Genomic DNA, 24118 nt, shown 5'->3' on the forward strand with positions numbered 1-24118 from the left:
AGCAGGACGGGGAGGATGTCGGCGTCGCAGGCGATTTTGCGGATGGTGGTGGGGTGGATCGGTCCGAGGAACGTCGCCGTCCCGGACCCCGACCTTGACCCACGCCCCGACCTTGACCCAGACCCAGACCCAGACCCTGTCCTTGTCCCGGCGCCGGTCCCGTCTTTGTTGCCTGCCCCTATCCCGGTCCCGGTCCCGGTCCTGGTGCCGGTGCTGGTGCTGGGAAGGCCGCCGTTGCCGTGGTTCGGGCCTGTTCCGGCGCGGCCGTGGTCTTCGTGGTGGCTGGTGTCGTTGAGTTGGTTGAGGAGTTCTTGGTAGTCGATGGTGACGGTGAGTTGGGGTCGGAGTCCACCGTTGTAGGGTAGTTTCCCGGTGGTCATCGCGATACTGCAGGCCCCGACGAGGCCGTTGAGGTGTTTCTGGGGCCGGGTACGCAGGTCCAGAACTGGCCCGGCCCCGGCGCCGTCTCCGGCTTCCGTGTCAGCTGCGGCTGCGGCTGCAGTGCCGGTGTCGTCTGCGGTGCCGGTGTTGGACTCGGCTCCGGTGGTGAGTCTGGGGTTGGTGGCGGTGTTCATGACGGTGGTGAGGGTTTCGTATTGTTCGTCGGTGGCGAAGATCTCGATGTGGTGGAGTCCGTAGCGGCGCCGGCGGCGCAGGAACGCGCCTTGGTGCTGGCGGAGGACTTCTTCGGAAGGTTCGGGGCCGTCGTGGTCGATGGAGTCGATCCAGCGTTTGGTCATGGTGGTGACGAAGTCCGGGTCGGTCTCCACCGCGGTGGTGGTCAGGGAGTGTTCCATCCGGGTGATGGTGTCCTCGTCGGTGAGGTGCCGGACTTTGTCCAGGGCGGTGCTGATGGTCGTCGCGGACCGGGAAGGCACCAACGCGGATCCGACAGCGTCGGCGAGGATTTCGCGTCGGGCCGGGATCTGTTGACCGGTCATTCCGGTTTGGGGGAGGACCTCGGGGGCGAGGGCTAGCCTGCGCCGGGCCTCACCGATACTGATCCGCAACCGTGCCCGAAGGAACTGCGCCGCGTCCCGATACCCATCATCCACCACACTGTGCCCATCATCCATACCATGGGTCGGCTCCGGAACCGTTGTGCCCGGGGCTGGTTCGGTCCAGCCCGTCCGCCACTCCGGTGCTGCCGCCGCTGCTGCTGGCGCTGCCGATGACCTCGGACCGGCTTGTTGTGCTTCACTCCGGGTCCGTTCCACCGCCTGGGCCGCGACCACCTGCAAATACTCAATCGACCGGGAAATTTCCTCCACCCTGCCTGCAAAATCAGCAGCCTCAACAAAGCCAAACAACCGCACCTCGTCGGCCGCCATGGACCTCAACGCCTCGGTCGCGGCAGTACCCTCAAGAAGCGCCGCTTCCAGTGCTGCCGCACCGGCTAACGAAGACTCCTCGGACACCCATTCGGGTACCTCTTTCGGTCTGGTTACCTCTGGCAGGGGCAAAGCCGCCGTGGGCACAGCCGCGGAGGCGGTCCCCAGCAACGTCGCGGGGACCGCCTCTGGCAATGCCGCCGGCAAAACCGTGGATGCCGTCCCTGGCATCGTCCGAGGCACGGCACCACCAGGCCGGGATGCTTCCCCCGCCATGGGCAGCGGCTCAAATCCACCAAGTAGCCCAGCGCTCCGTGAGGTTCCCCCGTTGGTTCCTGCCGCCGTCGGGCACTTGCTTGCTGGGGGCCGGGAAGGCGTGTCGAGAGAGACAGAAGAGGCGTTCCGGGGCACCTCACTGGCGTCGGACCAACCTGCCCGCCGCGCCAAGATCTGCCCTTTGCCTTCCATAAGTCAACCCTGTCACGAGGGCTCGGCAGCTATCAGCCCCAATCGACGCTATGTGGAAAACTTGGTCCCAGGCTCGAGTTGCCGTTGCAATGCTCCCACCACGACGCGGGGCTGACCGTCATTCGGGGCCTAACAGATCAGACCGGTTTGGGGGTCGATGCCGGCTGGCCTACCTGCGTCGATTTCCGCCAAAACGCGCGGGATTGCCTCGATGCCACCCGAACCTTGAAGAAGCTGCAGGGCCGTCGCCGCAGGAGATCCCGGGTCTGCGGCATACAGGAGCACCCGGTGCCCGGATTCGTCCGGGGGCGTAAGGACCTCGAAGTTCAACTCCAGGTAGCCAACCTCAGGGTGGTGCAGGTATTTCACGCCGGACATGCAGTTCTCCACCGGATGCTTGGCCCACAGAGTCGCGAATTCCTGGCTCTTCAACGTGAGCTCACCCACCAGGGAAGCCAGTTCCTGGTCATCAGCTGATTTTCCTGCCACGAGGCGCAATGATGCCACCGCCCTGCTCGCCTCCTCCGGCCACCGGGCGTACAGCTCCCGTGTGTGATCGTCGAGGAACAGCAATCGGGTCATGTTGGGACGGCTGGAGGGGCTCTCCGGAGCGGCGAAGTCAACGTGCCCCGCAACGAGCCGGTGTCCCAAGGCATTCCACGCCAGAACTTCGCTTCGACGGCCCAGCACCACCGCTGGCGTACCGGACATGGACTGGATCAACCTCAAAGTCCCGGGCCGAACTTTGTCCGGCTTGGCCGGCGAGCGCCGCTTAGTCTTTCCCGGGCGGGCCAGATTGAACAGATGTGCGCGTTCGTCCATGCTGAGGTTCAAGGCGCGGGCAATTGCGTCGATGACAGCGTCTGAGGCATTTGTGCTCAGTCCCTGTTCCAGCCGGGTGTAATACGTGGTGCTGACCCCGGCCAGCATGGCGAGCTCCTCCCGCCGCAGACCGGGGACACGGCGGATGCCGTAATTCAGGACGCCAACGTCCTCAGGTTGCAAGGCTGCCCTGCGGACGCGGAGGAACTCCCCAAGTTCACTGTGTGTACCCATGCCCCCATTGTTCAGCCATTGGCCGGGATTGTCCTGTCACTGCCAGTGGTACCCACAGCGGGGTGTGGTTACCGTTTACGGAAATGGCCACGCTGTAGGCATGCCAACAACTAATAAAGTCAGCCACCCCGACGCCGCGCCAACACAAAGCATGACCACCAAGCAACGGCTGGCGCTCATCGTCCTCCTGACAGCCAGTTTCACGCTGGCTGTCGATTTCTCCATCCTCAACGTCGCCCTGCCTGCCATCGGCTCGGACGTGGGCTTCTCGTTGGAAAACCTGCAATGGGTCGCAACAGCTTTCGCGCTCTGCGCCGCCGGGCTGACCTTGTTGTTCGGTCGCGTGGCGGATCTGGCGGGGCGGCGGAAGATGTTCTTGATCGGCATGGCGCTGCTCGGGGCAGCGTCACTGGCGGGTGGGCTGGCCGCCGAGCCTGCGTTGCTGCTACTGGCAAGGGTGGGCCAGGGTATCGCCACGGCCATGGTGGTGCCGGCGGCCTTGTCCTTGTTGTTGGTTTCATTTCCGGAAGGCCCTCTTCGGGATAAAGCACTTGGCCTCAATGGCTCCCTGATGGCTGCCGGATTTACCACCGGCGCAATTCTGGGTGGGCTACTGACCGACCTCTTGAGCTGGCGGTGGGCTTTCTTCATCAATGTTCCCGTTGCGGCAGCCGTTCTCCTTATCGCCCCCGTTGTCCTCGCCGAGAGCAGGCCCACTTCCAAGCTCCGGCTCGACGTTCCCGGCGCCATCACCGTCACCTTGGGCCTGTTCGCCTTGGTCTTCGCCTTCACTCACGCGGCCGCGAACTCATGGACGAACCCTCTGACGCTCGGTGCGCTTGCGGTCGCCGTCGTCCTCTTTGCCGTCTTTGCCTGGGTGGAAAGCCGCGCACCGCACCCGCTGGTGCCTCTTGCCATCCTTAGGCGTTCAAACGTGGCGTGGGGCAACGTGGCGGGAGTTCTGGCCTTCGTTACCGAGACATCCTTGGTGTTCCTGCTGACCCTGTACCTGCAGCAGGTTCTCGGCTACACGCCGCTGGGCGCGGGACTTTCCTTCGCTGTCCTGGGCCTGGGTACGGTCCTGGGCGGCATGGCAGGACCGAGGGTGATCGCGAGGGTGGGCAGCAAGAACGCCATTGTCTACGGGTTCGTGGTTCAGGCGGTGGCTACGGGAGCCTTGCTGTTGCTCAACTCAGATCCGGCCTCGATCGGGCTCCTCCTGGTGGCGACATTCATAGGCGGCGTGGCCAACCTGGTGGTCATCGTGGGCTTCATGGTTACCGCCACGTCAGGCCTCCCGGACGCAGATCAAGGTATGGCAACCGGCCTGGCCACCATGAGCCAACAGATCGGCATCACCTTGGGCATCCCCGTCATGAGTGCGGTCTTCACCGCTCAATTGATTGCCGTCGGCGCGAGCGACGCGCCCGCAGTGCTGAGCGGCGTCACGGCGGCCATTGCCGTGAACGCGGCCCTTTGCCTCGCGGCTGCCGCAGCGGTTGCGATTTTCCTCAAGAAGCCACGTGTGGCCTGACGCCGCGGAAGAGTCATGAAGCGCACGACGGCGGGAGGTCGCCGTCGTGCGCTTGTCCCGTTGAGCGCGGGCACGTCTTGGGCGCGGGCCGACGGGCCTTGGGCGCGGGCTGACACCTGTTGGGCGCGGGCCGACGGACCTTGGGCGCGGGCTGACACCCGTTGGGCGCCGACGGACCAGTGGCGGTCAGGGCTGCTGCGACGCTGCCGCGGTCGGTTCGAGGTCGGCGAGGGCGAGCAGATGGGTGGGAGCATTCGGGAAGGGCACAGTGGAGGTGAGGCCAAGGCCGGGGCCAACATGGATCAGCTCGCCTGATTCCATGGGACGCCAGCCCAGGTTGGCGTCCATGGGTTCAGTGGCGAAGAGAACATGCGGGGAATGGGAAAGCCCGGTGCTCTTCGAACGGATGCGGTGACTTCGAGCGTCCAGCGGGGCGGCGGCAGTGGCCGGATGCCTTTCGAGCACGTACAACTCGTGGGTGGCTGGATACCTCAGCGCCCACATGTCTGTTGCGGTGGACAGGATGAAGTTGAGGCTGAACACGGGTAGTTCCCTGGCCACCCAGTTGATGGCCTCCACAATGCCGGTCCCTACGTCTCCTCCGGCCCTGCGCGTTTCCGCTGTGATCAGCGCAAAGAGGCGCTCACTGTCAGACTGTCCCAGCACCAGGTCCATCACGCCGAGCTCGTTGAGGCGCTGATCGAGGTCTTCCAGGCCGTGAAGAACGCCGTTGTGCGCAAACAACCGCCCGTCCTGCTCAAACGGATGCGTGTTGACCATGGTGAGCGCGCCGGTGCTGGCATACCGCACATGCGCCAGGAACGTGGTGCTCAACAGGACTCTCGCTTCCCGGGCGAAAGCGTGATCCTCCCACGCTGCCAACGGCTGTTTGGCCACATGAGCTTTGCCGGCGGTATCAAAAGTGCCGATGCCGGCGCCGTCGGGCTCGCGTCGGCTTTGAACGGAAAGGCTGTCCGGGGCGTCCAGCAACCAGAACGTGGCGCGCACCGGCCGTGGCCCGGCGTGGAGCCCAAAGAGACGGCACATAGCGAATTGCCTTTCCAAGGGTTAGTGGTGGAAGCCTTCTGATTGCTTGTTCGTGGGCATCGGCGCCGTGAGGCTATCGAGGTAGTCGACTTCCTTTTTGAGGTCATCCAGGAAACTGGAGGCGAGGTCGCGGGTGAAACCGTTGCGGACCACGATCCTCTGGACTGTAACCTCACTCAAACCATCTGGCAGGGGGTACGCCGGAACCAGCCAGCCGTTCATTCTGAGCCGCTCCGAGAGGTGGTGCAGGTTCCAGTGTTCGGTGTGACCCTCGCTGAGTTGCCAAGCGAACACCGGAATGTCGGAACCGTCGCTCCACAACGTGAAGGCGTCCATGGCCCCGATCTCGCTGGAGAGGTAAAGCGCCACATCCCGGGACGTTGCTTGGACGGACCTGTAGCCGGCAAAACCCAGGCGGAGGAAGAGGTAGTACTGCAGCAACACCTGGGCGCCGGGGCGGGAGAAGTTCAGGGCAAACGTGGGCATGTCCCCGCCAAGGTAACTGACATGGAAGATCAGGTCCTCGGGGAGCGCCGCCGCATCCCGCCACACCACCCATCCGAGGCCGGGGTACACCAGCCCGTATTTATGGCCGGACGTGTTGATCGAGGCAACGCGGGGGAGCCGGAAATCCCATACCGTTTCCGGTTGCAGGAACGGCGCCACCATGGCTCCTGAAGCCCCGTCCACATGGATGGGTATGTCCAGTCCGCGGCGTGCCTGGATCTCGTCCAAGGCTTCGGAGATGAGTTCCACGGGTTCGTATTTGCCGGTGTAAGTGACGCCCAGGATGGCCACGACGCCAATGGTGTTTTCGTCCACGTACTGGTCCAGGTCATGGCCGTCCAAGGTTGGGTGCTCGGCCGAGACCGGGACAAAACGGGGCTCCACATCCCAGTAGTTGCAGAACTTCTCCCAGCACACCTGGACCGCCGAGCTGAGGATGAGGTTGGGTTTCTCCGTGGACTTCCCGGCGGCGCGCCTTGCGTGTTGCCAGCGCCGCTTCAACGCCAACCCACCCAGCATGCACGCCTCGGAGGAACCGATGGTGGAGGTGCCAATGCTCTTCGCGGGATCCGGCGCATTCCACAAGTCCGCGAGCATCCGCCAGCAGCGGGTTTCAATAAGCGCCGTTTGGGGATACTCATCCTTGTCGATCATGTTCTTGTCGAACGTCTCGGCATACAGCTTTGAGGCTTCCGTCTCCATCCACGTCCCCACAAACGTGGCCAGGTTCAGCCGGGAATTGCCGTCCAGCATCGCTTCATCGTGGACAACCTGGTAGGCCGTGGCGGGTAAGGACTCACCGTCCGGCAGGGTGAATCGAGGAAAAATGGTGGATTCTCCGGGCCGGCTGAACAAAGGATTGAGTTCGACGGCAGTGTCCGGTTCATGCTGTGACGCTCGGTGGGATCTGCTCATGGGGCAACTCCTTGGGATTCGTCCGCTTGCGCGGGGCGCAACCTGTCTCCGGCTCACGCTACCGGGGACGGCCCGCCCACCCAAGCTCCTGGACAGCCCGCAATAAGCGCACGACGGCGGTAGCTTGCCGTCGTGCGTCTTTCGCCGTGGGTGCCGCTGAGGTGAGCGGCCGTTGTGAGTGCGCAGAACGGGCGGCGTCGGCCAAAACTGGCAGCGTCGACCAAAACTGGTGCTAAACGCATGGTGTGAGGCCCGCTCTGCGCCCCAAATGCTCGGGATAGTGCGCAGAACGGGCCTCACAACAGGAGTTTGAGCTATCGCTGACGAACTGGTGATGGGACCATTGACCTATGGGCGAACAAGAGAATGTGCAGCCCGTCGAGGGCGCAGCATCATCAGGCAGCGCAATGTCAGAAGATCGGGGAGACCCCTCCACGCAGCAGATGCGGACCGTTGGCCAGCGCCGACGCGAAGCCGAACGCAAGCTGGACCGTCACTTGGAGGAAGCGAGCCACAAAGGCGAACCGTCTGCTACCGAAGGCGAGGATCATTCCGAAGCGTAGAACCGCTGGCCCGCCCCGGATGTTTGGGTTTACGGAGCGGCGTGTCACTGCTGTGAGCTTCACCCTGATGAAGCTGCAGGGCGCTGTGAATCAGCGGGAAGTGGCTGAAGGCTTGCGGTGTGTTGCCGAGGTGCCGTTGCGTCCGCGGATCCCACTCCTCGCTCAGCAGCCCCACATCATTGCGCAAGGTAAGGAGCCGTTCGAAGAGCTGGGTCGCTTCCCCTGTGCGGCCGATGCCCAGCAGCGCATCAACCAGCCAGAACGAACAAGCCAGGAAAACACCTTCGTCGCCCGGAAGTCCGTCATGGCCGGACTGGGTGCGATACCGGAGGACCAAGCCATCGTCACTGAGTCCTTTCTGGATGGCGTCCACCGTCCCCGCCACCCGTGGATGCCGATGCGGCAGGAAGCCCACCCGTGGGATCAGGAGCAGGCTCGCGTCCAATTCCGTACTGCCGTAGGACTGTACAAAGGTGTTGAGTTTCTCGTCAAAGCCCTTGGTCATCACATCTGCGTGGATTTCGCTGCGAAGGGCGGCCCACCTGTCAGCAGGGCCCGGCAACCCGGATGTTCGAACTCCTTTGACCATACGGTCCGCAGCCACCCACGCCATCACTTTGGAATGGGTGAAGTGCCGGCGCTGTCCGCGCATTTCCCACAGCCCGTTATCGGGCTGGTTCCACGCACCCTCCAAGTACTCCATCAAGGCCACCTGGATGTCCCAGGACGTATCCACCGAGCTGTCAGGGGAAGCCGCCCGGGTCAGTGATAGACCATCCAGCACCTCGCCCCATACGTCCAGCTGGAGCTGCGGGGCAGCAGCATTTCCGGTACGGACCGGCTGTGAACCTTCATAACCGGAGAGCCAGGGAATGTCCGCCTCCGGGAGTCTCCTGGCGCCGTCGAGCCCGTACACAATCTGAAGTTCCGACGGGTCGCCGGCGATAGCGCGCAGCAGCCAATCCCGCCATGCGGAGGCTTCCTCGGTGTAGCCCGCGGCGAGCAGTGACTGCAAGGTCAGGGTGGCGTCGCGCAGCCAGCAGTAGCGGTAATCCCAGTTGCGTGGTCCGCCCAGTTGCTCGGGCAAGGACGTGGTTGCGGCAGCCACGATCCCACCGGTCGGTGCGTACGTCAGGGCTTTGAGAGTGATCAAGGACCGCTCCACCGGCTCCTTGTACTTGCCGGTCATCTCGCTGCGGCCAATCCATTCCAGCCAGAACTTCTCCGTTCCGGAAAGCGCCCGGAAGGGGTCGATCCGCCGCGGCTCCCGCTCGTGGCTTGGCGCCCACCGCAGCACGAAAGGAACGCGCTCGCCGGCTTTAACCGTGAATTCACTGAACGTGCGCTTGTCGTGGCCCTCCAAGGTGACAGGCGTGGTGAGGTACGCCGAGTCGGGGCCGGCCACCGCGCTGATGCCGTGCTCGCTATGCCGGACCCACGGCACCACGCGGCCGTAGTCGAAGCGCAGAACCAGTTCCATCTGCATGGTGACCTCGCCGGACAGTCCCTCGACAATCCGCACCAGATCAACCGCGTCGTCGCGGACGGGCATGAAATCGATGACCCGGACCGAGCCTCCGTCAACTTCCCATTCCGTTTCCAGGATCAGCGTGTCCTCGCGGTATTGACGGCGCGTGCAGTTGCCGCCGTCCGGTGTCCCGGCGGGTGCGAGGAGCCAGCGGCCGGCGTCGGGGTTATGCAGCAGTGCGGCGAAGCAGGCCGGGGAATCGAAGCGCGGCAGGCACATCCAGTCAATGGAACCGCTGCGCCCCACCAGGGCAGCCGTATTCAGGTCCCCGATGATGGCATAGTCCTCGATCCTGGCCATGAACAAAACTCCCTTAGTCGGCGTCGTCAGCTATGCCCGAACCGTACCCCGTGGGCCTGAGTGCCTCCAATGAGACTCGCGCCTCCTGCGGGAGAGCTTTTATTCGGTGCCGGCTTTCAAGCGATGAAGGCCGTCCAGGATGAGGTCGAGGCCGAACATGAACTCGTCGCCAAAGTCATAGCCGGGTTTGAGGACATGCTCGACGGCGATCTCCACCATGCGCGGATACTCACCGGTGGAGAAGCGCTCCATGATGGGTTTGGTGATTTCCGCTGCAGTGTCGCGGCCCTCGAACGGCAGGGCAGCTTCCTGGACGGCGAATCCGTAGATGTAGCTGTCCAGCAGGGCATAGGCGTGGGCGGTCAGTTGCACGGAGAAGCCCGCGGTCCGCAAGGTGGCGAGTGTCGCTTCATGGTGTCGGAGGGTGGCCGGTCCCGGGGCGGACCGGCTTTCCACCAGCCCGACGGCCCAAGGGTGCCGTTTTAGTGCCGCTCGCACTCCCGTTGCCCGCCTCCGCATCTCTTCGCTCCAATCGCCGTCGGACGCGGGAAGGTCGATTTCGCTGAAGACCATGTCCACGATTCCGTCCAGGATTTCGTCCTTGTTGGCTACGTAGTAGTAGAGCGACATGGGTTTGGTTCCCATGCTGTGAGCAAGCGTGCGGATGGTCAAGGCAGCTAGCCCGGATTCGTCCGCGAGCGCGACGGCGCACTCCAGGACGCGCTCCCGGCTCAGGGGGAGGCGCTGGGGTGCTGCGGTCACGGGATCTCCCTCGGCTCGGAACGGGTCTCTGGCGGTTTGGTGCTGGTGCTGGTGCTTTGGTGGTCTGGATCCTCAGGACCCCTAGAACTTTAGTACAGTGTACGGTAACGTCTTTAGTACAGCGTACGAATTCGCTGAAGCAACCCTGAACACCCTGAAAGCACACCTGAAAGGTCCGGCCATGACCACTGGTCAGCAAGCCAAGGAATCACGTCATCACAAGCGGCGGTCCATGCCGGGTCCGTTCATGAGGGCCATTGTTCAGGAGGCCTACGGCTCCGCCGACGTCCTGCACGAGGCTCAGGTCCCGCGCCCCGCCATCCGTGAGAATGAAGTGCTGGTGAAGGTTCACGCCGCCGGGTTGGATCGCGGGACATGGCACATCACCAGCGGGTTGCCGTATGCGCTGCGCCCGGTCTACGGTTTCCGCGCTCCGAGGCATCCCGTTCCCGGGCTGGACCTCGCCGGTACTGTTGAGGCCGTCGGCTCACAAGTGACGCGGTTTGTTGTGGGTGACCACGTCTTTGGGTCGGGGAAGGGTTCGTTCGCGGAGTACGCCGCTGCCCACGAAAATAACCTGGCCCACAAGCCCGCGGGTATCAGCTTCGAGCAGGCCGCGGCCGTGCCGGTGTCAGCCTGCACTGCCCTGATCGCGCTGCGTGCCGGCGGTGTGGATCCCGTGAAGGGCCCGACGTCGAAAGAGCCGAAAGCTAAGGGCTCGACGTCCAAGGAGCTCAAGGTCCTGATCACCGGCGCCTCCGGAGGTGTGGGCAGCTATGCGGTGCAGCTCGCCAAGGCGGCCGGCGCCCAGGTCACAGGCGTTGCCAGCACTGCCAAGCTGGACTTGGTTCGATCGCTCGGCGCAGACCACGTGGTCGACTACACCACGCAGGATTTTGCTGATGGCACGGAACGCTACGACGTCATCATCGACATCGCAGGCAACCCGTCCGTTGCCCGACTTCGGCGGTCGCTCACTCCTGACGGCACGGCTGTGATCACCGGTGGCGAGGAAGGCGGCTCGTGGACGGGCAGTATGGATCGCCAACTGCGGGCAGTGGCACTCTCCCCGTTCATCAAGCAGCGGCTCACCATGATTGTGGGCACCCAGACGGCTGGGGATCTGGAATACCTTGCTGGGCTTTTGGACGCGGGAATCATCACTCCTGTCATTGACCGCACGTTTCCGCTGGCGCAGGTCCCCGAGGCCATGCGTTACTTCGACGCCGGTAAAGCCCGCGGGAAAGTGGTCATCACCATTTGAGCCACGCAGGATAAGCCATGCAGGATAAGCCGCGCAGGAATCCCACACTGAACTCCAAGGATTGGATCAGCAGCCCTGGCCGAGTCCGCGCGTCTCAGCTTTCGTTTCGCGGGTTGGTGGCGGGCAGGGCTTGGGTGAGGGGCGGTTCCAGGCCGGCGACGGGATCCGGCGTCGGCGGGCGCCTGTCCCCGCCGCGCTGGGCTGCGGCGCCCGCAACCACCACCAGCGTGATGCCGATGAACTGGATGATGGACGGTTGTTGATGTAGCACCAGCAGCCCAAGGAGGACGCCGAATGCCGGTTCCAGGGACATCAGCGTGCCGAAAGCGGTGGACGTCATGCGCCGCAAAGCCATCATTTCCAGGATGAAGGGGAGTACTGGCATGAGCACGGCGACTCCGAGGGCGGCCAGCAGGACCCCCACGCTGAGGTGACCCGCGGCCTGTGGCACTCCGACGATTGCGGCTGTAATGGCGGCCACCGGGACGGTGAGTGACAGCGCTCCGGTTCCCGTGAAGCGATCACCGATCAGTTGGGTCAGGAGGATGTAGACGCCCCAACCGGCGGCCGCGATGGCTGCGAACATGACGCCGAGGGCATCGATCTGGCCATGCCAGGGTTCTGTTAAAAGGACGACGCCGGCCAGCGCCAACACCGGCCAGGCCAAGGCTTTGCGGTTGTGGCTTCGGATCGCGGCCACTGTCAGCGGCCCAAGAAACTCGATGGCCACCGTGGTGCCCAAGGGAATCCGCTCAATCGCGGCGAGGAACATGATGGTCATGAGGCCGGTGGCGACGCCGAGTCCCAGGAGGGGGAGAACGTCCGGCCGGCGGACCGAGCGAAGCGGTGGCCGGGCAATGGCGAGGAAGATGATGGCCCCCATGCTCAACCTCAGCCAGGCAGTACCTGCGGGGCCTACCTCGGCAATGAGGTTAACCGAGAAGGCGGAGCTCAGCTGCACGGAGATCATGGCTGCAACTGCAAGTCCCCACGGCGGAACGGGGGTGCGCTGAGGAGTCCTCATGAACCCGTCTCCTGCAGGTGTCCCGAACCCACGCCAGGCTCAAAAACTGCCAGGGAGAATCGGGCGGGATCCGTGCCGGTGTTTGCGTAGGAGTGGGCGATGTCGCCCGGAAAAGTCATGGAGTCGCCCACCTCGAGGGTGCTCATCTGGCCATCGACGTCCACGGTCAGGGTGCCCTGGAGGACCTGCAGGAGCTCCTTGGTTCCGGAGGCGTGGGCTTCGCTGCCGTGGTGGTCTCCCGGGCCCAAGGTCCAGTCCCATAGTTCCACGACGTCCGGGGACTCGGTGCCAGCCACCAGGACACCGCGTCCACCCCGTTCGCTGCTCCACAAGGTTGCGCCTTCGCCGCTGCGGGTTACTTTGATCGGCTTGGGGCGTGGTGACTCCACCAGCGCGGGAAGCCCGACACCCAGGGCATCGCTGATCCGCAGCAGTGTCCCGACGCTGGGGTTTGCGGCTCCCTGCTCCACGTTGATAATCATCCGCCGGCTCACGCCAGCTGCCTCGGCCAGTTGATCCAGCGTCCAGCCGCGGGTTTGGCGCTCTTGCTTGACCCTGGCTCCGATCGCCAAAGAGAGGGTGGTGGTGCTTTCATCCATAAGTGCATCATAATGCACTTTGAGTGCACTCTGTGTATTCGGACTAAACATGCCCTAGCCCGGAGCTCCCACCGCGTGCTACCACTGACCCTAGGAGCAAACCCCTGAGGAGAAACCGTGGCCGAAGACCTTCCTGTCCTTGTTGTTGGCGCCACAGGTTTCCTGGGCGGCCAAGTGGTGGACGAGCTTCTCAAGCGCGGCAAGAAAGTCCGTGCCTTGGTGAGGCCCAAGTCCAACGCCGCCAAACTTGAGGCCAAGGGCGTTGAGATCGCCCGCGGCGACATGCTGGATGCCGCCTCCTTGATCGCCGCGATGACCGGGGTCTCCGCGGCCATCTCCACCGCGGCCGGCTATACGCGCAATGACAAGAATGCCAAAGCGATAGACACGTTTGGCAATAGCAACTTGGCTGTCGCGGCCAAGCACGCTGGAGTGCCGCGCTTCGTGCTGATCAGCATCGTCACCTGCGACGAGACTCCCCAGATCCCCCATTTCTGGAACAAGAAGCTGGCCGAGGACGCCTTCGAAGAGCTCGGCGTTCCGTTTGTGGCACTCAGGCCCGGCGCCTTCTTTGACCAAGCGGTGGGGATGGGAGGGGATCCCTTTGCGAAGGGCCGCTTTGTGTGGCTCGGCTCAAAGGACGCCCGGCTCACGTTCGTCCTGGCCAGCGACGTCGCTGCGTACCTTGCGGAGGCCGTGGACGCAGACATTGTTGAGGGCGAGCGCATTGATATTGGGTGGAGCCGGCCCGTGAGCATCCATGAAGCAGCGGAAGTGGCTGGCCGCCGGGCCGGCAGGCAGATCAAGGTGATGTCCATACCGGCCGGCGCCATTGCGGGGCTCGGCAAGGTGACCGCAAAGGTCCTGCCGTTGGTGGGCGATATGGCAAGCATGGTGGCGTGGTTCGAGACTGGAAAATACGTCGCTGACGTCACTCGCCAGGAGCAGGTATTCGGCCCCGCGCCCACTCCCGAGGACGCTGTCGTCCGGGTGGCTGAACGCTACGGCCACTAATCAACACGGACTAGTGCGGCGCGGTAGTGACTGGCCGAAGAAGAAGATCATAAGTATCCTGATGACACAGATTCGGCCGTAATCCCTGACTGCGCCGAAAAGACACGAGGAGCACGTTATGAGAATCGGTTCTTCCATTGCCCTGATTGCCGTTGGAGCTATTCTGGCCTTCGCGCTCGCACCCGGACTTATCCCCTTCCTCGATCAAGTCCTTGTGGGCTACATCCTGATGGTGGTCGGCGTCATCGGACTCATCATTTCCATCGCCATGTCCGGCCGGACGCGCCGGACCGTCGTTGAACGTCGAACCGCTCCCGAAACGGTTGTCGAGCGGCGCCCGGAGGTCTAGCAGCCGCAACATACGGAAGAAGCGCACGACGGCGACCATCGCCGTCGTGCGCTTCTTCCGTTAAGGGTCTGGACAGCTTAAGCCGAGGCAACTCCGCTGGGGTGGCCCGCGGTGCTGGAAGCGCTCCAATCCGGTGACTGGAAGTGCGCACCGCCGAACATCGGGAAGGACAGCAGGCCCTCCTGGTCCCGGAGTTGAGCCCAGGGCCGGTTGATGCCATGGGTTCCGTAGCGGCGGAGCTGGGTGACGCGGTCAAGATCCAAGACGGCGAAGAGGATCTCTTCCCCGCCCCGGGCCTGCTGCATGATGGTGCCCTCGGGGTCCACGATGACGCTCTCGCCCACGCCGCACGGGGACGCTCCGTTGACGTTCACCACATATACCTGGTTGGCGAAGGCGTTGGCCTGGGACATGACGATCTCCATGGCCCTGTCGCGGGTGGTGGTGAGCGTGGGCTGGATGATGACTTCGGCTCCGAGCCACGCCAGCTGCCTCGCAACCTCAGGGAAGCTGCCGTCGAAGCAGATGGCCAGGCCAATGCGTCCACAGCCGGGGATGTCGAACGTGACAAAGGAATCCCCGGGCGTGGTGGTCTCGAACGGGCGCCACGGGAAGAGCTTCCGGTAGCGGGCCACAATCTCGCCTTGAGGTGAGACGGCGATGGCCGTGTTGTAGGTGTTGCCGTTGTCCGTTTCCAGAAGTGAGCCGGGCACGAGCCACACGTTAAGTCTGCGGGCGAGTGCCGAGATGCGGTGGGTCAGGGGGCTGGGGATGGGAGCAGCGGAACGGGTTTCGCCCTCCGGATCCGGGAGCAGGAACTCGCCCGGGGCGGAAAGCAGCAGTTCCGGAACCACGATGACGTCCACGTCGGGGCCGAGCTTCTTGGCTGACTCGGCCTGTGCTTCGAAGCGTGCCCACGTGGCTTCGAGATCGTGCGGGACGGGGTTGGTCTGGATTGCTGCGATGGACAGGATGCGCATTTATGCCTCGGTTTCGTTGCTGGGAGTTGCCTTGCCAGGGGTCTGGTTGCTGAGAGTTTCGCCGCTGAGAATGGATGGAAGGTGGTGGCGGGTGGTGACGTTTCCGCGAGGGATGGATTCGCCGGAAAAGAAGCGGCGTAGCTTGGTCCTTAGGATCGCGGTGACCAGCAATCCCAGGCACAGCGCGCCGATCCCGATCCAGAACACCGAACCAATTCCCAGCCAGGAAAGCCCCGCGTACTCAGGGGACAGCATGTCCACGGCGCTATACGCGAACGCTCCGACCATCAGGAGGGCTCCGAGGCCGGGGAGGATGCCCTTCAGGATGAGGGCTGATGCGGAAGTGCGCATATGCGGGGCGAAGTACACCACGGAGGCCAGGGCTGTGGCCGCATAGTACGCAGCGATCATCAGGCCCACCGAGAGGATGGCCAGGCCGATGAAGTCCGCGCTGATTGCTGTCAGTCCCAACGTTATGGCCATGGTGATGGCAGCCCACCAAGCGATGGAGGTGGTGGGTGTTCCACGCTTTGGGTGCATCTTTGTGGTCGCCTTGGGGAGGGCGCCGTACGTGCCCATGCTGAGCCAGGTCCTGGGCGTGCTCACGGCTACTGTCAACAATGCCGCCAACGCAGACAGGCCCACTGCGAGGACGATGACCTGGCCAAACACGCTCCCTGTCGCCTGCGGACCAAGGACCGAGAGGACATCCGAGACGGTTTCGGGATTGGTGATGCTCGCAGTTCCGGCAAATCCGACGGCGGCCGTAGCCGTCACCACGTAGAAGAACAGCAGGATGACGGTGGTGATCACCACAGCCTTGCCGGGTGTGCCTTGACGGTCCGTGGTTTCCTCATTCACCGCTATCAGGGCATCCCATCCCCAGTAAATGAACAGGCAGAGAATGACGCCGGACACGAGCCCTGACATGTCACCGGATGCAAAGGGGTTGAACCAGTCCAGGCCCGGCTTTTCTGCGCCGCCTTCTGCCATTCCGGCGGAGGTGCCTGTGGCCATGGCGGTGAAGGCAGCCACGCAGAATCCGCCGAGTGCCACCAGCTGGAGGCCAATCAGCGCGTACTGTACCCAGGCGGAGAGTTCGATTCCCCTCGCCGCGATCCATGCGCTCAGGACGATCAGCCCACACGCAATGGCGGCTACGGCAAGCGGTTCCGCGGCGATGGATGCCAAGCCAAAGAACGTGAGCAGGTACGTGGTGGCGACTTGAGCCACAGCGGCGCCCGCAATGAACGTGGCCATCTGCGGAACCCAGCCGCCCAGGAACCACCCGGCAGTCGGCCCAAAGACGCGGGAGATCCAGACGAAGACGCCGCCGCAATCGGGCATCTCCTTATTGAGGTCCCTGAATGCCAGCGCGGTAAACAGGATGGGAACGAAGCCCAGGAGGAACGCTGCAGGGGTGCTCGTTCCAACAGCGAGGACCACGAAGCCGAGTGTCACGGCCAGGCTGTAGGCGGGGGCTACGGCCGCCAGACCCAGGGCGACGGTGGGGCCAATGCCGATCGATCCGGCTTTCAGGCCTTTGGATGTTGGGTCCCGTGGTGCCGCGGGGTCCATTGGCGTTGGGTGCTTTGGCGTTGGCTCGCGTGGTGTTGGGCGCTTTGGTGTTGGTTCGTTCACGAGCGGGGTGGGGGAAGGGGGCTGTGACACGGAGACTCCTCGTTGAATCTGTTGTTGGTATCTCAAGTCAGTAATTTGAATCACATTCAAATTTGAATGCCATTCAATACCGGTCTAGAGTCAATGTCAACAGGAATCTTCAAAGAGCCCACGGGGGAGCGGCAGTGGCAAAGGTAGACAAGAAGGAAATCCGACGCCAGGAAATCGTGGCTGCAGCCCAGGCCGTGGCTGCCCGTGACGGCGCGGAGGGCGCGACGCTTCGCGCCATTGCAGCAGAGGCGGGCATGGCCGCCAATGCCGTGCTGTACTACTTCGGGAGCCATGCCGAGATCATCGCCTCCGCTGTGCAGGCTTCCTCCGGCAGGTTCCTTGAGAAGCTCGCCGAATCCGTTGACGCGGATATGAGTCCCACGGCCCGGCTCGCAGCGGTAATCAGCGCGGGCACTACTGCCGGGCTGGACGACGACGTCTCCCGGATTCTCTACGAATACTGGCCCCACATGCTCCGCGATGTAGAGCAACGCCGAATCCAGGAAGAGCTCACCAAAGCGCAGGAACGCGTCTACCGGGACATCATCGACGCCGGAACCCGCGCCGGCGAGTTCTCTCCCCTTCTGGACCCGGCCAAGATCGCCCGGACCCTGGTTGCCCAGGAAGATGGACTGGTGATGGACGTGCTGGCCGGAAGTGCCAGCAGCGAGTACGTGCTTGACCTGATGGGGAGCCTCGCGGCTGCTCTTCTGGGCTTCAAAGCGGAGAACCTGCTCCAGCTCATTGCGGCCCGGGGCGTGTCAGCACCTGCTCCGTAACGGCGTAGGCTGCTGCCATGGAGACGTCATTCGACATTGAACTGGTCAATCAGAACGAGTACCTGGTGCGGTGGGCCTCGGAAGGCCAAAGCGGAGAGTCCTTGGTCCACACCAACCCGGATTTCCTGGCCGAGGTTGGCCTGGATGGATTCGACGAGCAGCGTGTTGTTGAAGAAACCACGTCGTATCTGGCCGAACATCAACCCGTGATCGACTTCCCTCAGACCGTTGACCTGGAAGAGATTGCTGCCGCTTACACGGATTACGCTGAGCAACTGAAGGCGCGGCTGGAAGCGCAGTAGTTTTCTGGATTGGGGCACTGACCCGCAAACAAAGCTGCCCGCGAACAAAACAGCAAGGGCCGTGAACCTCACCCGAGGATCACGGCCCTTGCCTGTTGCCGAGCTGCCGGGTTACCCGAACTGCCGGTTGCCCGAAGCGTTAACTACTTGATCTGTGCTGCGGCCTGGTCCATCATTGCGCCGGCGGCAGCGACACCAGCTGCCTCGGCACCCTTTCCGGATGCGGTAGCGGAGATCATGACGCCGTCCTTGATGACGTACGCCATGTACGTGGTTTGGGAAGAGCCGCTGGCGGAGGACATGGCGGTCTTATACCCCAGGGTTCCGGGGACCGTGCTGATGCCTTCAAACTTTTCCGTGGAGACGGTCATGGATTGGCCGGACATGGACAACGTCATGGTGGCGCACTTGCTGGCCTGATCGGCGCTCTTGGCCATGCTGTCCTGCAGCTTCTGAACATCCACACCGGACGTCAGGGTCACCATGGTCATAACACCGGTTTCAGCGTTCAAGTCTGCCCCGGCGGCCGTTGTTGAGCCCTCAAGAACTTCAGAACCACCCAGGGTTCCGAGGTCCTTGCACTCGGCAGGTTCAACGGTGAACATGCTCAGAAGGGCCTTCATGGGATTTTCCTGTGCGAGTTCTTCGCTCGAGACAACGCTGAGGTCCTTGCCCGACGGGCTCTTGATCTGCTTGACCATGGCCATGAGCTCGTCATTGGTGTACTGCTTGGCCACGGTGGGAGTTGCCGACGGGGATGCCGGCTCCGTGGACCCGGTTGATTCGGTGGATCCCGTGGACCCGCCACAGCCGGTCAAGGCCATCATTACCAGTGCCGATATTCCGGCACTTTGCAGCGCAAACTTCTTCACTTCATTCCCCCATCGGGTGCTACTTTTCCGGACTGAGTGATTCTCAGCCGAGATAACCCTATCGGTCCTGAGCGCCTGCGCTGGCAGTCCTTGGACGGGGGAAGGGCGGCGGCTCAGGCCTCGACGTCAGCCGTGACGCGCTCGCCGTTGAAGTACTCCAGCTGCCAGCCGTCAGCCACGTGGTGATGGGCCAGGTTGAGTACCGCGTTCTGCACGCTGTCCAGGGTGCGTCCGATCGCCCGGCTGAGTGTCAGCCGGATCAATGTGCCGTGGGCAACCACCAGGACGCGCTTGCTGGCGAACTCTTCAGCCAACGACTCCAAGGCGGCAATGCCGCGGTCGGCGGCGGCCACGTCGGTTTCGGCGCCACGGAAGCCGCCCGGGATGCGGAGGGCTTCCAATTCGGGCCCTGCCTGGAGTCCTTCGGCGGGACCGAAGCTGCGCTCTATGAGCTCAGGTACCAGCCGGGCAACCTTCAGGCCGAGCCCTTCGGCGATGATCTCCGCAGTTTCGGCGGCGCGGCTCAGGGGCGAGGACACCACGGTGTCCCACTGCTGGTCCGACAGGAAGTTGACGGCTTCGCGCGCCTGGCCGCGGCCGACGTCGTTGAGCGGGATGTCAGTGGCCCCTTGTAACCTGCGCTCCGCGTTCCAATCGGTTTGGCCGTGGCGGACGAGGGCGAAAGTTGTGAGGGTCATGCCTTCCATTGTGCCTTGCAGGCGCCATGTGCCGCAGTTTCCTACGTCACGTAACACCACTACCGCACCTTAAGAAGCGCCCGACGGCGGGAGGTCGCCGTCGGGCGTTCGGCTGCGGTTAGTGCCGCCCGACCTGGCCGGTTTCTACACAGCCTGCTCGGGAGCAGCCGGCTCTGTTTGGTGCACTGTTCTCCCACCCACCACTGTCCTGACAACCTTCGCGTCCAGGAGCGAGGCCGGGTTCTCTGCAGCGAACACGTCGGTGTCCAGGACCACGAAGTCCGCGTACAGGCCGGCAGCAAGCCGGCCGATCTCGTGCTCCGCGCCGCAGGTCCACGCAGAGTCGCGTGTTGCGTGTTCGATCGATTCGGCCAGCGGAAGGGCGAAGTCTGGCACATTGGTCCCGGCGGATGGATCGAGGGCCGAAGCCCGGGTGGTGGCCACATACATGTTGGGCAGTGGTGCGTGCGGGGAGGTGGGGGAGTCCGTGCCGAAAGCCAGCCGGGCCCCCGCCTGGGTGATCCACGGCCACGGGAAGCCGCGCTCCACTCGGTCGTCACCCAACTTGGCCACCCAGTTTTCACTGATGGCCGGGTCGGCGTGGACCGGCTGCATACTGGCGGTGATCCCCAGCGCGGCGAGGCGATCGACGTCCGCCCTGTCCACCAACTCGAGATGCTCAATGCGGTGACGGCGTTCGCGGGGGCCGTTCTGCGCCACGGCGTGCTCCACGGCGCCGATGGCGATCCTCACCGATTCGTCGCCGATGGCGTGCATGGCCACCTTCAAACCGGCAGTGTCTGCCGCGGCAACCACGGGCGCGAGTTCCTCAAGGCTCCAGATCGGCTCCGCATTCGAACCATCGGCGTACGGCATTCCCAGAGTGGCCGTGCACCCGTCGATGGTGCCGTCAATGATGACCTTGATGCCCACCACGCGGAGGAAAGGCGAAACATGGTCGACGGCGAGCGCGGCCGCCCGCTGGACCTGGGCGATGTTTTCCTCCGCCGATCCAGCGTTGTTGACGCGCCAGTAGGCGATGAGGCGGCTGGTCAGTGTGCCGTCTTTGTCGGCACGGTTGAAGGCTTCGAGGTCAGTCTCGTTGAATCCCATATCGCACGCCGTGGTCACGCCGGTCTCGCGGTAGGCGTGTTGGACGGCGGCGATGCTTGCCTCGTGCTCGTCATCGCTCACCTGGGCGTCGAGGAAGGGGAGCACGATGTCGTAGAACGCGTTTTCGTCGATGTAGCCGGTGGCATGCCCGTTCGAATCGCGCTTGATGGTGCCGCCGTGCGGATTCTGCGTGTGCTCATCGATCCCGAGTTCAGCCAGCGCCGCAGTGTTCACCCATGCTGAGTGGAAGTCGTAGGCGAAGGCATATACGGGCTTGTCCTGGACTACGGCATCGAGCATCCCTGCGTCCGGTACGCCGCCCGGAATCGCGCCGTGCAGCCACCCGGTAGCCAGGACCCGGTCAGCACCCGGGCGTTCTGTGGCCCTGGCTTTGATGCGGTGCTGAATCTCTTCCACGGACTTGGCACCCCAGAGACTTACCTGGCTGAGGGCTTCTCCGGTACCGACTACGTGCGCGTGGCCGTCGACGAAACCAGGGACAACCAGACGGCCCTTGAGGTCAATCCTCTCGGCGTCAGGGCGAAGGCGCACGGCTGTGGCGGCGTCTCCTACGTAGAGGATTCGTTCACCTTGAACGAGCATGGCCTCAGCCCAACGGCGGGTATCGGAGGTGAAAATGCGGGCGTTGGTGTAAAGCTGGGTTCTCACGCTGCGGTTTCCTTGCTTTCCGGTGCTGTTTCTTCTGCTGGGATTTTTTGTGGTTCTGATTCGCCTGCTGCGAGGGGCTCATCCAGGGAGCGGCTGACATCGAGGAGCAGCTGATTCTGTAGTTCGTGGAGGTGGCCGCTATCCGGTTCCGGCCAAGTGGAGAGCTGGACCACCACGGTATCGGTGGCGGGATCGATCCAGAGGTACTGGCCGTAGATCCCGATGCCTGTCACGTTGCCGCGCTCGTTTCCCGTGCACCACCATTGACGGGTGTAAGAGCCGTGGGGGTGTATGCCGGTGAAAGAAGCGTCGGCCATGGCCTCGCGATTTCCGCCAGCGAGTATGCTGCGGACCCACCCCTCGGACACCACCCGGCCTGCCTGACCTTCGCCGCCGTCGAGCATCAACCGGCCCACCCGCGCCAGGTCGCGGGCGGTGCAGGAGACCCCGCCGTTAGCGAAGCCGAAGCCGCTGGAATCCACGGTGATGGTGGCGTCCCGGTCGGCGTCGAGCTTGGACCACAGGTACTTGGACAGGGCCTCTGAGTAGCGGAGCCCGGTCACACGCTCGATGATCCACGCCAGTACGTCCGTGTTCGCGGAACAATACTGGAAGCGGCCCACGGTTCCGTCGCCTGTGAGCGTGGTGAGGAACTCGTAGGTGTCCTGGGGATCGCCGTCCCGGCGGGTGCGCCAGCCGGCAGAGCGGTCGTGGGTCTGCACCTCGGAGGACGGATCCAGGTAGTCCTCGCTGTAGTTGAGGTGGAGAGCCATATCCAGGACGTGTTGGACGGTGGGACCGTCGTAGACCGATCCGGCGAGTTCGGGGACGTAGTCAACAACACTGGCGGACGTGACGATGTCTCCGGAATCCACCAACGCCCCCAGCACCAGGCCGCACATCGACTTCGAAATGCTCATGACCAGATGCAGGTCATCAGGGGAAAAGCCAGGGCGGTAGTACTCCGCAATGACATTGTTGCGGTGCAGGACCAGGAAGGCGTCGGTGTATGTTTCCTCAAGGCGCTGAGTCAGGCCGGGAACGGCAAGGGCAGCCAGCCGCTCAGTAGCCGCTGCCGGGGCGGACGTGAAGTGGCGGGGGACTGACGCCGTCGGCAGCATTTCACCAAGGTGGGCGAAGGTCCAGCGGTTGTGCGGGCCTTCCTGCCAAGAGTCCACGGTGGGTTGGCCGGCGGCGCCGCCGTAACGCGGGGGATGGGCTCCGGTGGTGGTCATGCGCGGGCTCCTTCAATGGAGGGGATTGCGGTGGGGCGGCGTTTCGCGGCGAGGCGCGTCAAAGCGATGTAGACCCCGGCTGTCACCACCATGGACACCGGCACCGAGAGGTCCAGGAAGCCCATAGCCGCGGCGATAGGGCCGGTCCATACAGAGCTGGTGAGGAACAGGGAGGCCACGGCTGCGCCAAGGCCGATGGCGAGCAAGCCGGGGACGTGCCAGCCGCCGGAGTACCAGAAGCGGCTGCCGGGCTGCTCGTCAAAGAGGTCATCGCCGCTGTAGCGGTTGCGTCGAAGGATGACGTCCGTGGCGAAGATGGTCATGGTGGGTCCGGAGATGAGGACCAAGAGCTGCAGCATGAGGTTCACGGCGTCCAGCAGGCTGGTGGACATGACGAGATAGATGGTCAGCGCTGTGCCGATCGCTCCAACTACCACCGCCGAGGGGATGCGGCGGATGGGGACGCCGATGGACTGGAACGCCATGCTCGCCGTGTAGGTGGTCATACCGTTGAGTGCGATGGTGTTGATGATGACGCCCACCACGAAGATGGGTCCGAGCCAGGCTGGGAGCAGGGCCAGAAGCGCCGATTCGATGCCAAGATCCATGGCTGCGGCGTCAATCCCTGTTGCGAGCAATGCGCCCACTGATGTGAAGAAGATGGCTGGCAGGGCGCCACCGAGCGCTGTGGCCGCGATGATGTGCGAAGGCTTGGTGGATTTGGGGAGGTAGCGCGCCAGGTCCGGGCTATTTGAATAGGACAGGGGAGAGGAAGCGAGGATGGCGAATCCGATGGTCATAGCAGACCACAGCGGCAGACCCTCCAGCGGCGCAGGAGCCGTGTAGCCCCACTGCACATGGGGCAGGACGAAGGCCGTCACCAGCAGGAAGATTGCAAGCAACACCGAGGCAACCACGGGGTAGCTGCGCAGGATCAGGCTGTGGCCGAACACGGCCACCAGCACGGTGATGGCGGCAACAATAATCGTGACGAGCACCGGCACGAGGACGGGATCGGTGAAGCCGATCTGCGCCAGGAGCTCTGCGCCCATGAACGAGGACGCAAGCCAGTTGAGCGCCAGGAAAACGGCGGAAATGAACCAGCCAAAGAAGGCGACAACCACCCTGTTCCCGCGGATTCCGTAGATGGCCCTCGTGATGACCGAGCCGGAGGTGCCTGCCGCCGGGCCACTGGTGGCCACAATGCCAGTGAGGATCCACGGGAGGCTGCCCGCGATGATGACCAGGAAAGCCTGCCAGAGCTCCATGCCCAGCAGGATCAGCGTGGCGCCCACCGTGAAGTTGAGGACGCTGACGTTTGGGGCGGCCCACACCGGGAAGAGGTCCCGGGCACGGCCATGGCGTTCGGACGATTCGATGAGTTCAATGCCGCGTTTTTCGGGGTGGGCAAGGGGTTCGGGATAGCTGACCGCATCGGTCAAGTTGGGGTGGGACAACGCTGTTCCTCTCGGGCAAGGACCGGTTCGCAACGCTGGGAAACCGGTCCATCGGCACTATTGGTCGTGTGACCAATGAGC

At 63.7% G+C, this 24118-nt stretch carries 22 protein-coding genes; 7 read left to right on the plus strand and 15 right to left on the minus strand.

The window, feature by feature from the left end:
- Together CQ020_RS21365 and CQ020_RS21370 are read right to left on the minus strand one after the other, a co-directional pair.
- A partial coding sequence (locus CQ020_RS21365; RefSeq protein ID WP_374956265.1) for a DUF222 domain-containing protein occupies positions 1 to 1562 on the minus strand: 1562 nt, incomplete at its 3' end.
- 366 nt (positions 1563 to 1928) lie between these two features.
- The gene (locus CQ020_RS21370; RefSeq protein ID WP_105693897.1) at positions 1929 to 2855 is read right to left on the minus strand and encodes a helix-turn-helix domain-containing protein; all 927 of its coding nucleotides are present in this window, start codon (positions 2853 to 2855) and stop codon (positions 1929 to 1931) included.
- 151 nt (positions 2856 to 3006) lie between these two features.
- On the opposite strand from CQ020_RS21370, the gene CQ020_RS21375 reads away from it, so the two are divergent.
- On the plus strand, positions 3007 to 4389 hold the full coding sequence (locus CQ020_RS21375; RefSeq protein WP_105693898.1) for an MFS transporter: 1383 nt from the start codon (positions 3007 to 3009) through the stop codon (positions 4387 to 4389).
- A 186-nt stretch (positions 4390 to 4575) separates the two neighbouring features.
- Here the strand turns inward: CQ020_RS21375 and CQ020_RS21380 are convergent, their stop codons facing one another.
- Positions 4576 to 5436, minus strand: a complete 861-nt coding sequence (locus tag CQ020_RS21380; protein ID WP_105568131.1) for a class II glutamine amidotransferase — start codon at positions 5434 to 5436, stop codon at positions 4576 to 4578.
- Between the two features lie 21 nt (positions 5437 to 5457).
- Positions 5458 to 6858, minus strand: a complete 1401-nt coding sequence (locus CQ020_RS21385) for a glutamate decarboxylase (protein ID WP_105693899.1) — start codon at positions 6856 to 6858, stop codon at positions 5458 to 5460.
- A gap of 350 nt (positions 6859 to 7208) precedes the next feature.
- Here CQ020_RS21385 and CQ020_RS21390 point away from each other — a divergent pair, with 350 nt between their 5' ends.
- Complete coding sequence (locus tag CQ020_RS21390; RefSeq protein ID WP_105568073.1) at positions 7209 to 7421, plus strand: hypothetical protein; 213 nt, start codon at positions 7209 to 7211, stop codon at positions 7419 to 7421.
- Here CQ020_RS21390 and CQ020_RS21395 read toward each other — a convergent pair.
- Both CQ020_RS21395 and CQ020_RS21400 read right to left on the minus strand, forming a co-directional pair.
- Positions 7390 to 9249 carry a glycoside hydrolase family 15 protein gene (locus CQ020_RS21395; protein ID WP_105568072.1) on the minus strand — a complete coding sequence of 620 codons (1860 nt, stop codon included), beginning with the start codon at positions 9247 to 9249 and terminating at the stop codon, positions 7390 to 7392. The genes CQ020_RS21390 and CQ020_RS21395 overlap by 32 nt on opposite strands.
- Before the next feature lie 99 nt (positions 9250 to 9348).
- Positions 9349 to 10011 carry a TetR/AcrR family transcriptional regulator gene (locus CQ020_RS21400; RefSeq protein WP_105568071.1) on the minus strand — a complete coding sequence of 221 codons (663 nt, stop codon included), beginning with the start codon at positions 10009 to 10011 and terminating at the stop codon, positions 9349 to 9351.
- A 181-nt stretch (positions 10012 to 10192) separates the two neighbouring features.
- Here CQ020_RS21400 and CQ020_RS21405 point away from each other — a divergent pair, with 181 nt between their 5' ends.
- Positions 10193 to 11275, plus strand: coding sequence for an NAD(P)-dependent alcohol dehydrogenase (locus tag CQ020_RS21405; protein WP_105693938.1), 1083 nt, complete (start codon positions 10193 to 10195; stop codon positions 11273 to 11275).
- A gap of 94 nt (positions 11276 to 11369) precedes the next feature.
- Here CQ020_RS21405 and CQ020_RS21410 read toward each other — a convergent pair whose 3' ends face one another.
- On the minus strand, positions 11370 to 12299 hold the full coding sequence (locus CQ020_RS21410) for a DMT family transporter (RefSeq protein ID WP_105568100.1): 930 nt from the start codon (positions 12297 to 12299) through the stop codon (positions 11370 to 11372).
- Positions 12296 to 12898: an XRE family transcriptional regulator gene (locus CQ020_RS21415; RefSeq protein ID WP_105693900.1), complete on the minus strand. Its 603-nt coding sequence runs from the start codon at positions 12896 to 12898 to the stop codon at positions 12296 to 12298. Before CQ020_RS21415 ends, CQ020_RS21410 begins: the two co-directional genes overlap by 4 nt.
- A gap of 117 nt (positions 12899 to 13015) precedes the next feature.
- On the opposite strand from CQ020_RS21415, the gene CQ020_RS21420 reads away from it, so the two are divergent.
- Entirely contained in the window at positions 13016 to 13912 is an 897-nt protein-coding gene (locus CQ020_RS21420; protein WP_105693901.1) for an SDR family oxidoreductase, read from the plus strand.
- 118 nt (positions 13913 to 14030) lie between these two features.
- A complete protein-coding gene (locus CQ020_RS21425) occupies positions 14031 to 14261 on the plus strand; it encodes a DUF6458 family protein (protein WP_024818630.1) in 231 nt (76 codons plus the stop codon).
- A gap of 77 nt (positions 14262 to 14338) precedes the next feature.
- Here the strand turns inward: CQ020_RS21425 and CQ020_RS21430 are convergent, their stop codons facing one another.
- Together CQ020_RS21430 and CQ020_RS21435 are read right to left on the minus strand one after the other, a co-directional pair.
- Entirely contained in the window at positions 14339 to 15241 is a 903-nt protein-coding gene (locus CQ020_RS21430; RefSeq protein ID WP_105693902.1) for a carbon-nitrogen hydrolase family protein, read from the minus strand.
- Positions 15242 to 16912, minus strand: a complete 1671-nt coding sequence (locus tag CQ020_RS21435; RefSeq protein WP_105693903.1) for an APC family permease — start codon at positions 16910 to 16912, stop codon at positions 15242 to 15244.
- A gap of 134 nt (positions 16913 to 17046) precedes the next feature.
- Here CQ020_RS21435 and CQ020_RS21440 point away from each other — a divergent pair, with 134 nt between their 5' ends.
- A complete protein-coding gene (locus CQ020_RS21440) occupies positions 17047 to 17691 on the plus strand; it encodes a TetR family transcriptional regulator (protein WP_105693904.1) in 645 nt (214 codons plus the stop codon).
- 17 nt (positions 17692 to 17708) lie between these two features.
- On the plus strand, positions 17709 to 17993 hold the full coding sequence (locus tag CQ020_RS21445; protein WP_105693905.1) for a hypothetical protein: 285 nt from the start codon (positions 17709 to 17711) through the stop codon (positions 17991 to 17993).
- Between the two features lie 143 nt (positions 17994 to 18136).
- Here the strand turns inward: CQ020_RS21445 and CQ020_RS21450 are convergent, their stop codons facing one another.
- The 5 genes from CQ020_RS21450 to CQ020_RS21475 form a co-directional block, all read right to left on the minus strand.
- A complete protein-coding gene (locus tag CQ020_RS21450; RefSeq protein WP_146116681.1) occupies positions 18137 to 18865 on the minus strand; it encodes a hypothetical protein in 729 nt (242 codons plus the stop codon).
- A 113-nt stretch (positions 18866 to 18978) separates the two neighbouring features.
- Positions 18979 to 19572 carry a histidine phosphatase family protein gene (locus CQ020_RS21460; protein ID WP_105693908.1) on the minus strand — a complete coding sequence of 198 codons (594 nt, stop codon included), beginning with the start codon at positions 19570 to 19572 and terminating at the stop codon, positions 18979 to 18981.
- Between the two features lie 135 nt (positions 19573 to 19707).
- Positions 19708 to 21345: an amidohydrolase gene (locus CQ020_RS21465; RefSeq protein WP_105693909.1), complete on the minus strand. Its 1638-nt coding sequence runs from the start codon at positions 21343 to 21345 to the stop codon at positions 19708 to 19710.
- Complete coding sequence (locus CQ020_RS21470) at positions 21342 to 22580, minus strand: serine hydrolase (protein ID WP_105693910.1); 1239 nt, start codon at positions 22578 to 22580, stop codon at positions 21342 to 21344. Before CQ020_RS21470 ends, CQ020_RS21465 begins: the two co-directional genes overlap by 4 nt.
- Positions 22577 to 24037 carry a cytosine permease gene (locus CQ020_RS21475; protein ID WP_258142150.1) on the minus strand — a complete coding sequence of 487 codons (1461 nt, stop codon included), beginning with the start codon at positions 24035 to 24037 and terminating at the stop codon, positions 22577 to 22579. The genes CQ020_RS21470 and CQ020_RS21475 overlap by 4 nt, the downstream gene beginning before the upstream one ends.
- Between the last annotated feature and the right edge of the window lie 81 nt (positions 24038 to 24118).

Source organism: Arthrobacter sp. MYb23 (assembly GCF_002979775.1).
Taxonomy (GTDB): domain Bacteria; phylum Actinomycetota; class Actinomycetes; order Actinomycetales; family Micrococcaceae; genus Arthrobacter.

What these genes read in the sequence shown, in the direction of transcription:
- CQ020_RS21425 (WP_024818630.1), top strand. Translation starts at nt 14,031, where the DNA reads ATGAGAATCGGTTCTTCCATTGCCCTGATTGCCGTTGGAGCTATTCTG.
- CQ020_RS21395 (WP_105568072.1), bottom strand. Translation starts at nt 9,249, where the DNA reads ATGGCCAGGATCGAGGACTATGCCATCATCGGGGACCTGAATACGGCT.
- CQ020_RS21415 (WP_105693900.1), bottom strand. Translation starts at nt 12,898, where the DNA reads ATGGATGAAAGCACCACCACCCTCTCTTTGGCGATCGGAGCCAGGGTC.
- CQ020_RS21430 (WP_105693902.1), bottom strand. Translation starts at nt 15,241, where the DNA reads ATGCGCATCCTGTCCATCGCAGCAATCCAGACCAACCCCGTCCCGCAC.
- CQ020_RS21390 (WP_105568073.1), top strand. Translation starts at nt 7,209, where the DNA reads ATGGGCGAACAAGAGAATGTGCAGCCCGTCGAGGGCGCAGCATCATCA.
- CQ020_RS21405 (WP_105693938.1), top strand. Translation starts at nt 10,193, where the DNA reads ATGACCACTGGTCAGCAAGCCAAGGAATCACGTCATCACAAGCGGCGG.
- CQ020_RS21410 (WP_105568100.1), bottom strand. Translation starts at nt 12,299, where the DNA reads ATGAGGACTCCTCAGCGCACCCCCGTTCCGCCGTGGGGACTTGCAGTT.
- CQ020_RS21460 (WP_105693908.1), bottom strand. Translation starts at nt 19,572, where the DNA reads ATGGAAGGCATGACCCTCACAACTTTCGCCCTCGTCCGCCACGGCCAA.
- CQ020_RS21470 (WP_105693910.1), bottom strand. Translation starts at nt 22,580, where the DNA reads ATGACCACCACCGGAGCCCATCCCCCGCGTTACGGCGGCGCCGCCGGC.
- CQ020_RS21380 (WP_105568131.1), bottom strand. Translation starts at nt 5,436, where the DNA reads ATGTGCCGTCTCTTTGGGCTCCACGCCGGGCCACGGCCGGTGCGCGCC.
- CQ020_RS21445 (WP_105693905.1), top strand. Translation starts at nt 17,709, where the DNA reads ATGGAGACGTCATTCGACATTGAACTGGTCAATCAGAACGAGTACCTG.
- CQ020_RS21370 (WP_105693897.1), bottom strand. Translation starts at nt 2,855, where the DNA reads ATGGGTACACACAGTGAACTTGGGGAGTTCCTCCGCGTCCGCAGGGCA.
- CQ020_RS21375 (WP_105693898.1), top strand. Translation starts at nt 3,007, where the DNA reads ATGACCACCAAGCAACGGCTGGCGCTCATCGTCCTCCTGACAGCCAGT.
- CQ020_RS21385 (WP_105693899.1), bottom strand. Translation starts at nt 6,858, where the DNA reads ATGAGCAGATCCCACCGAGCGTCACAGCATGAACCGGACACTGCCGTC.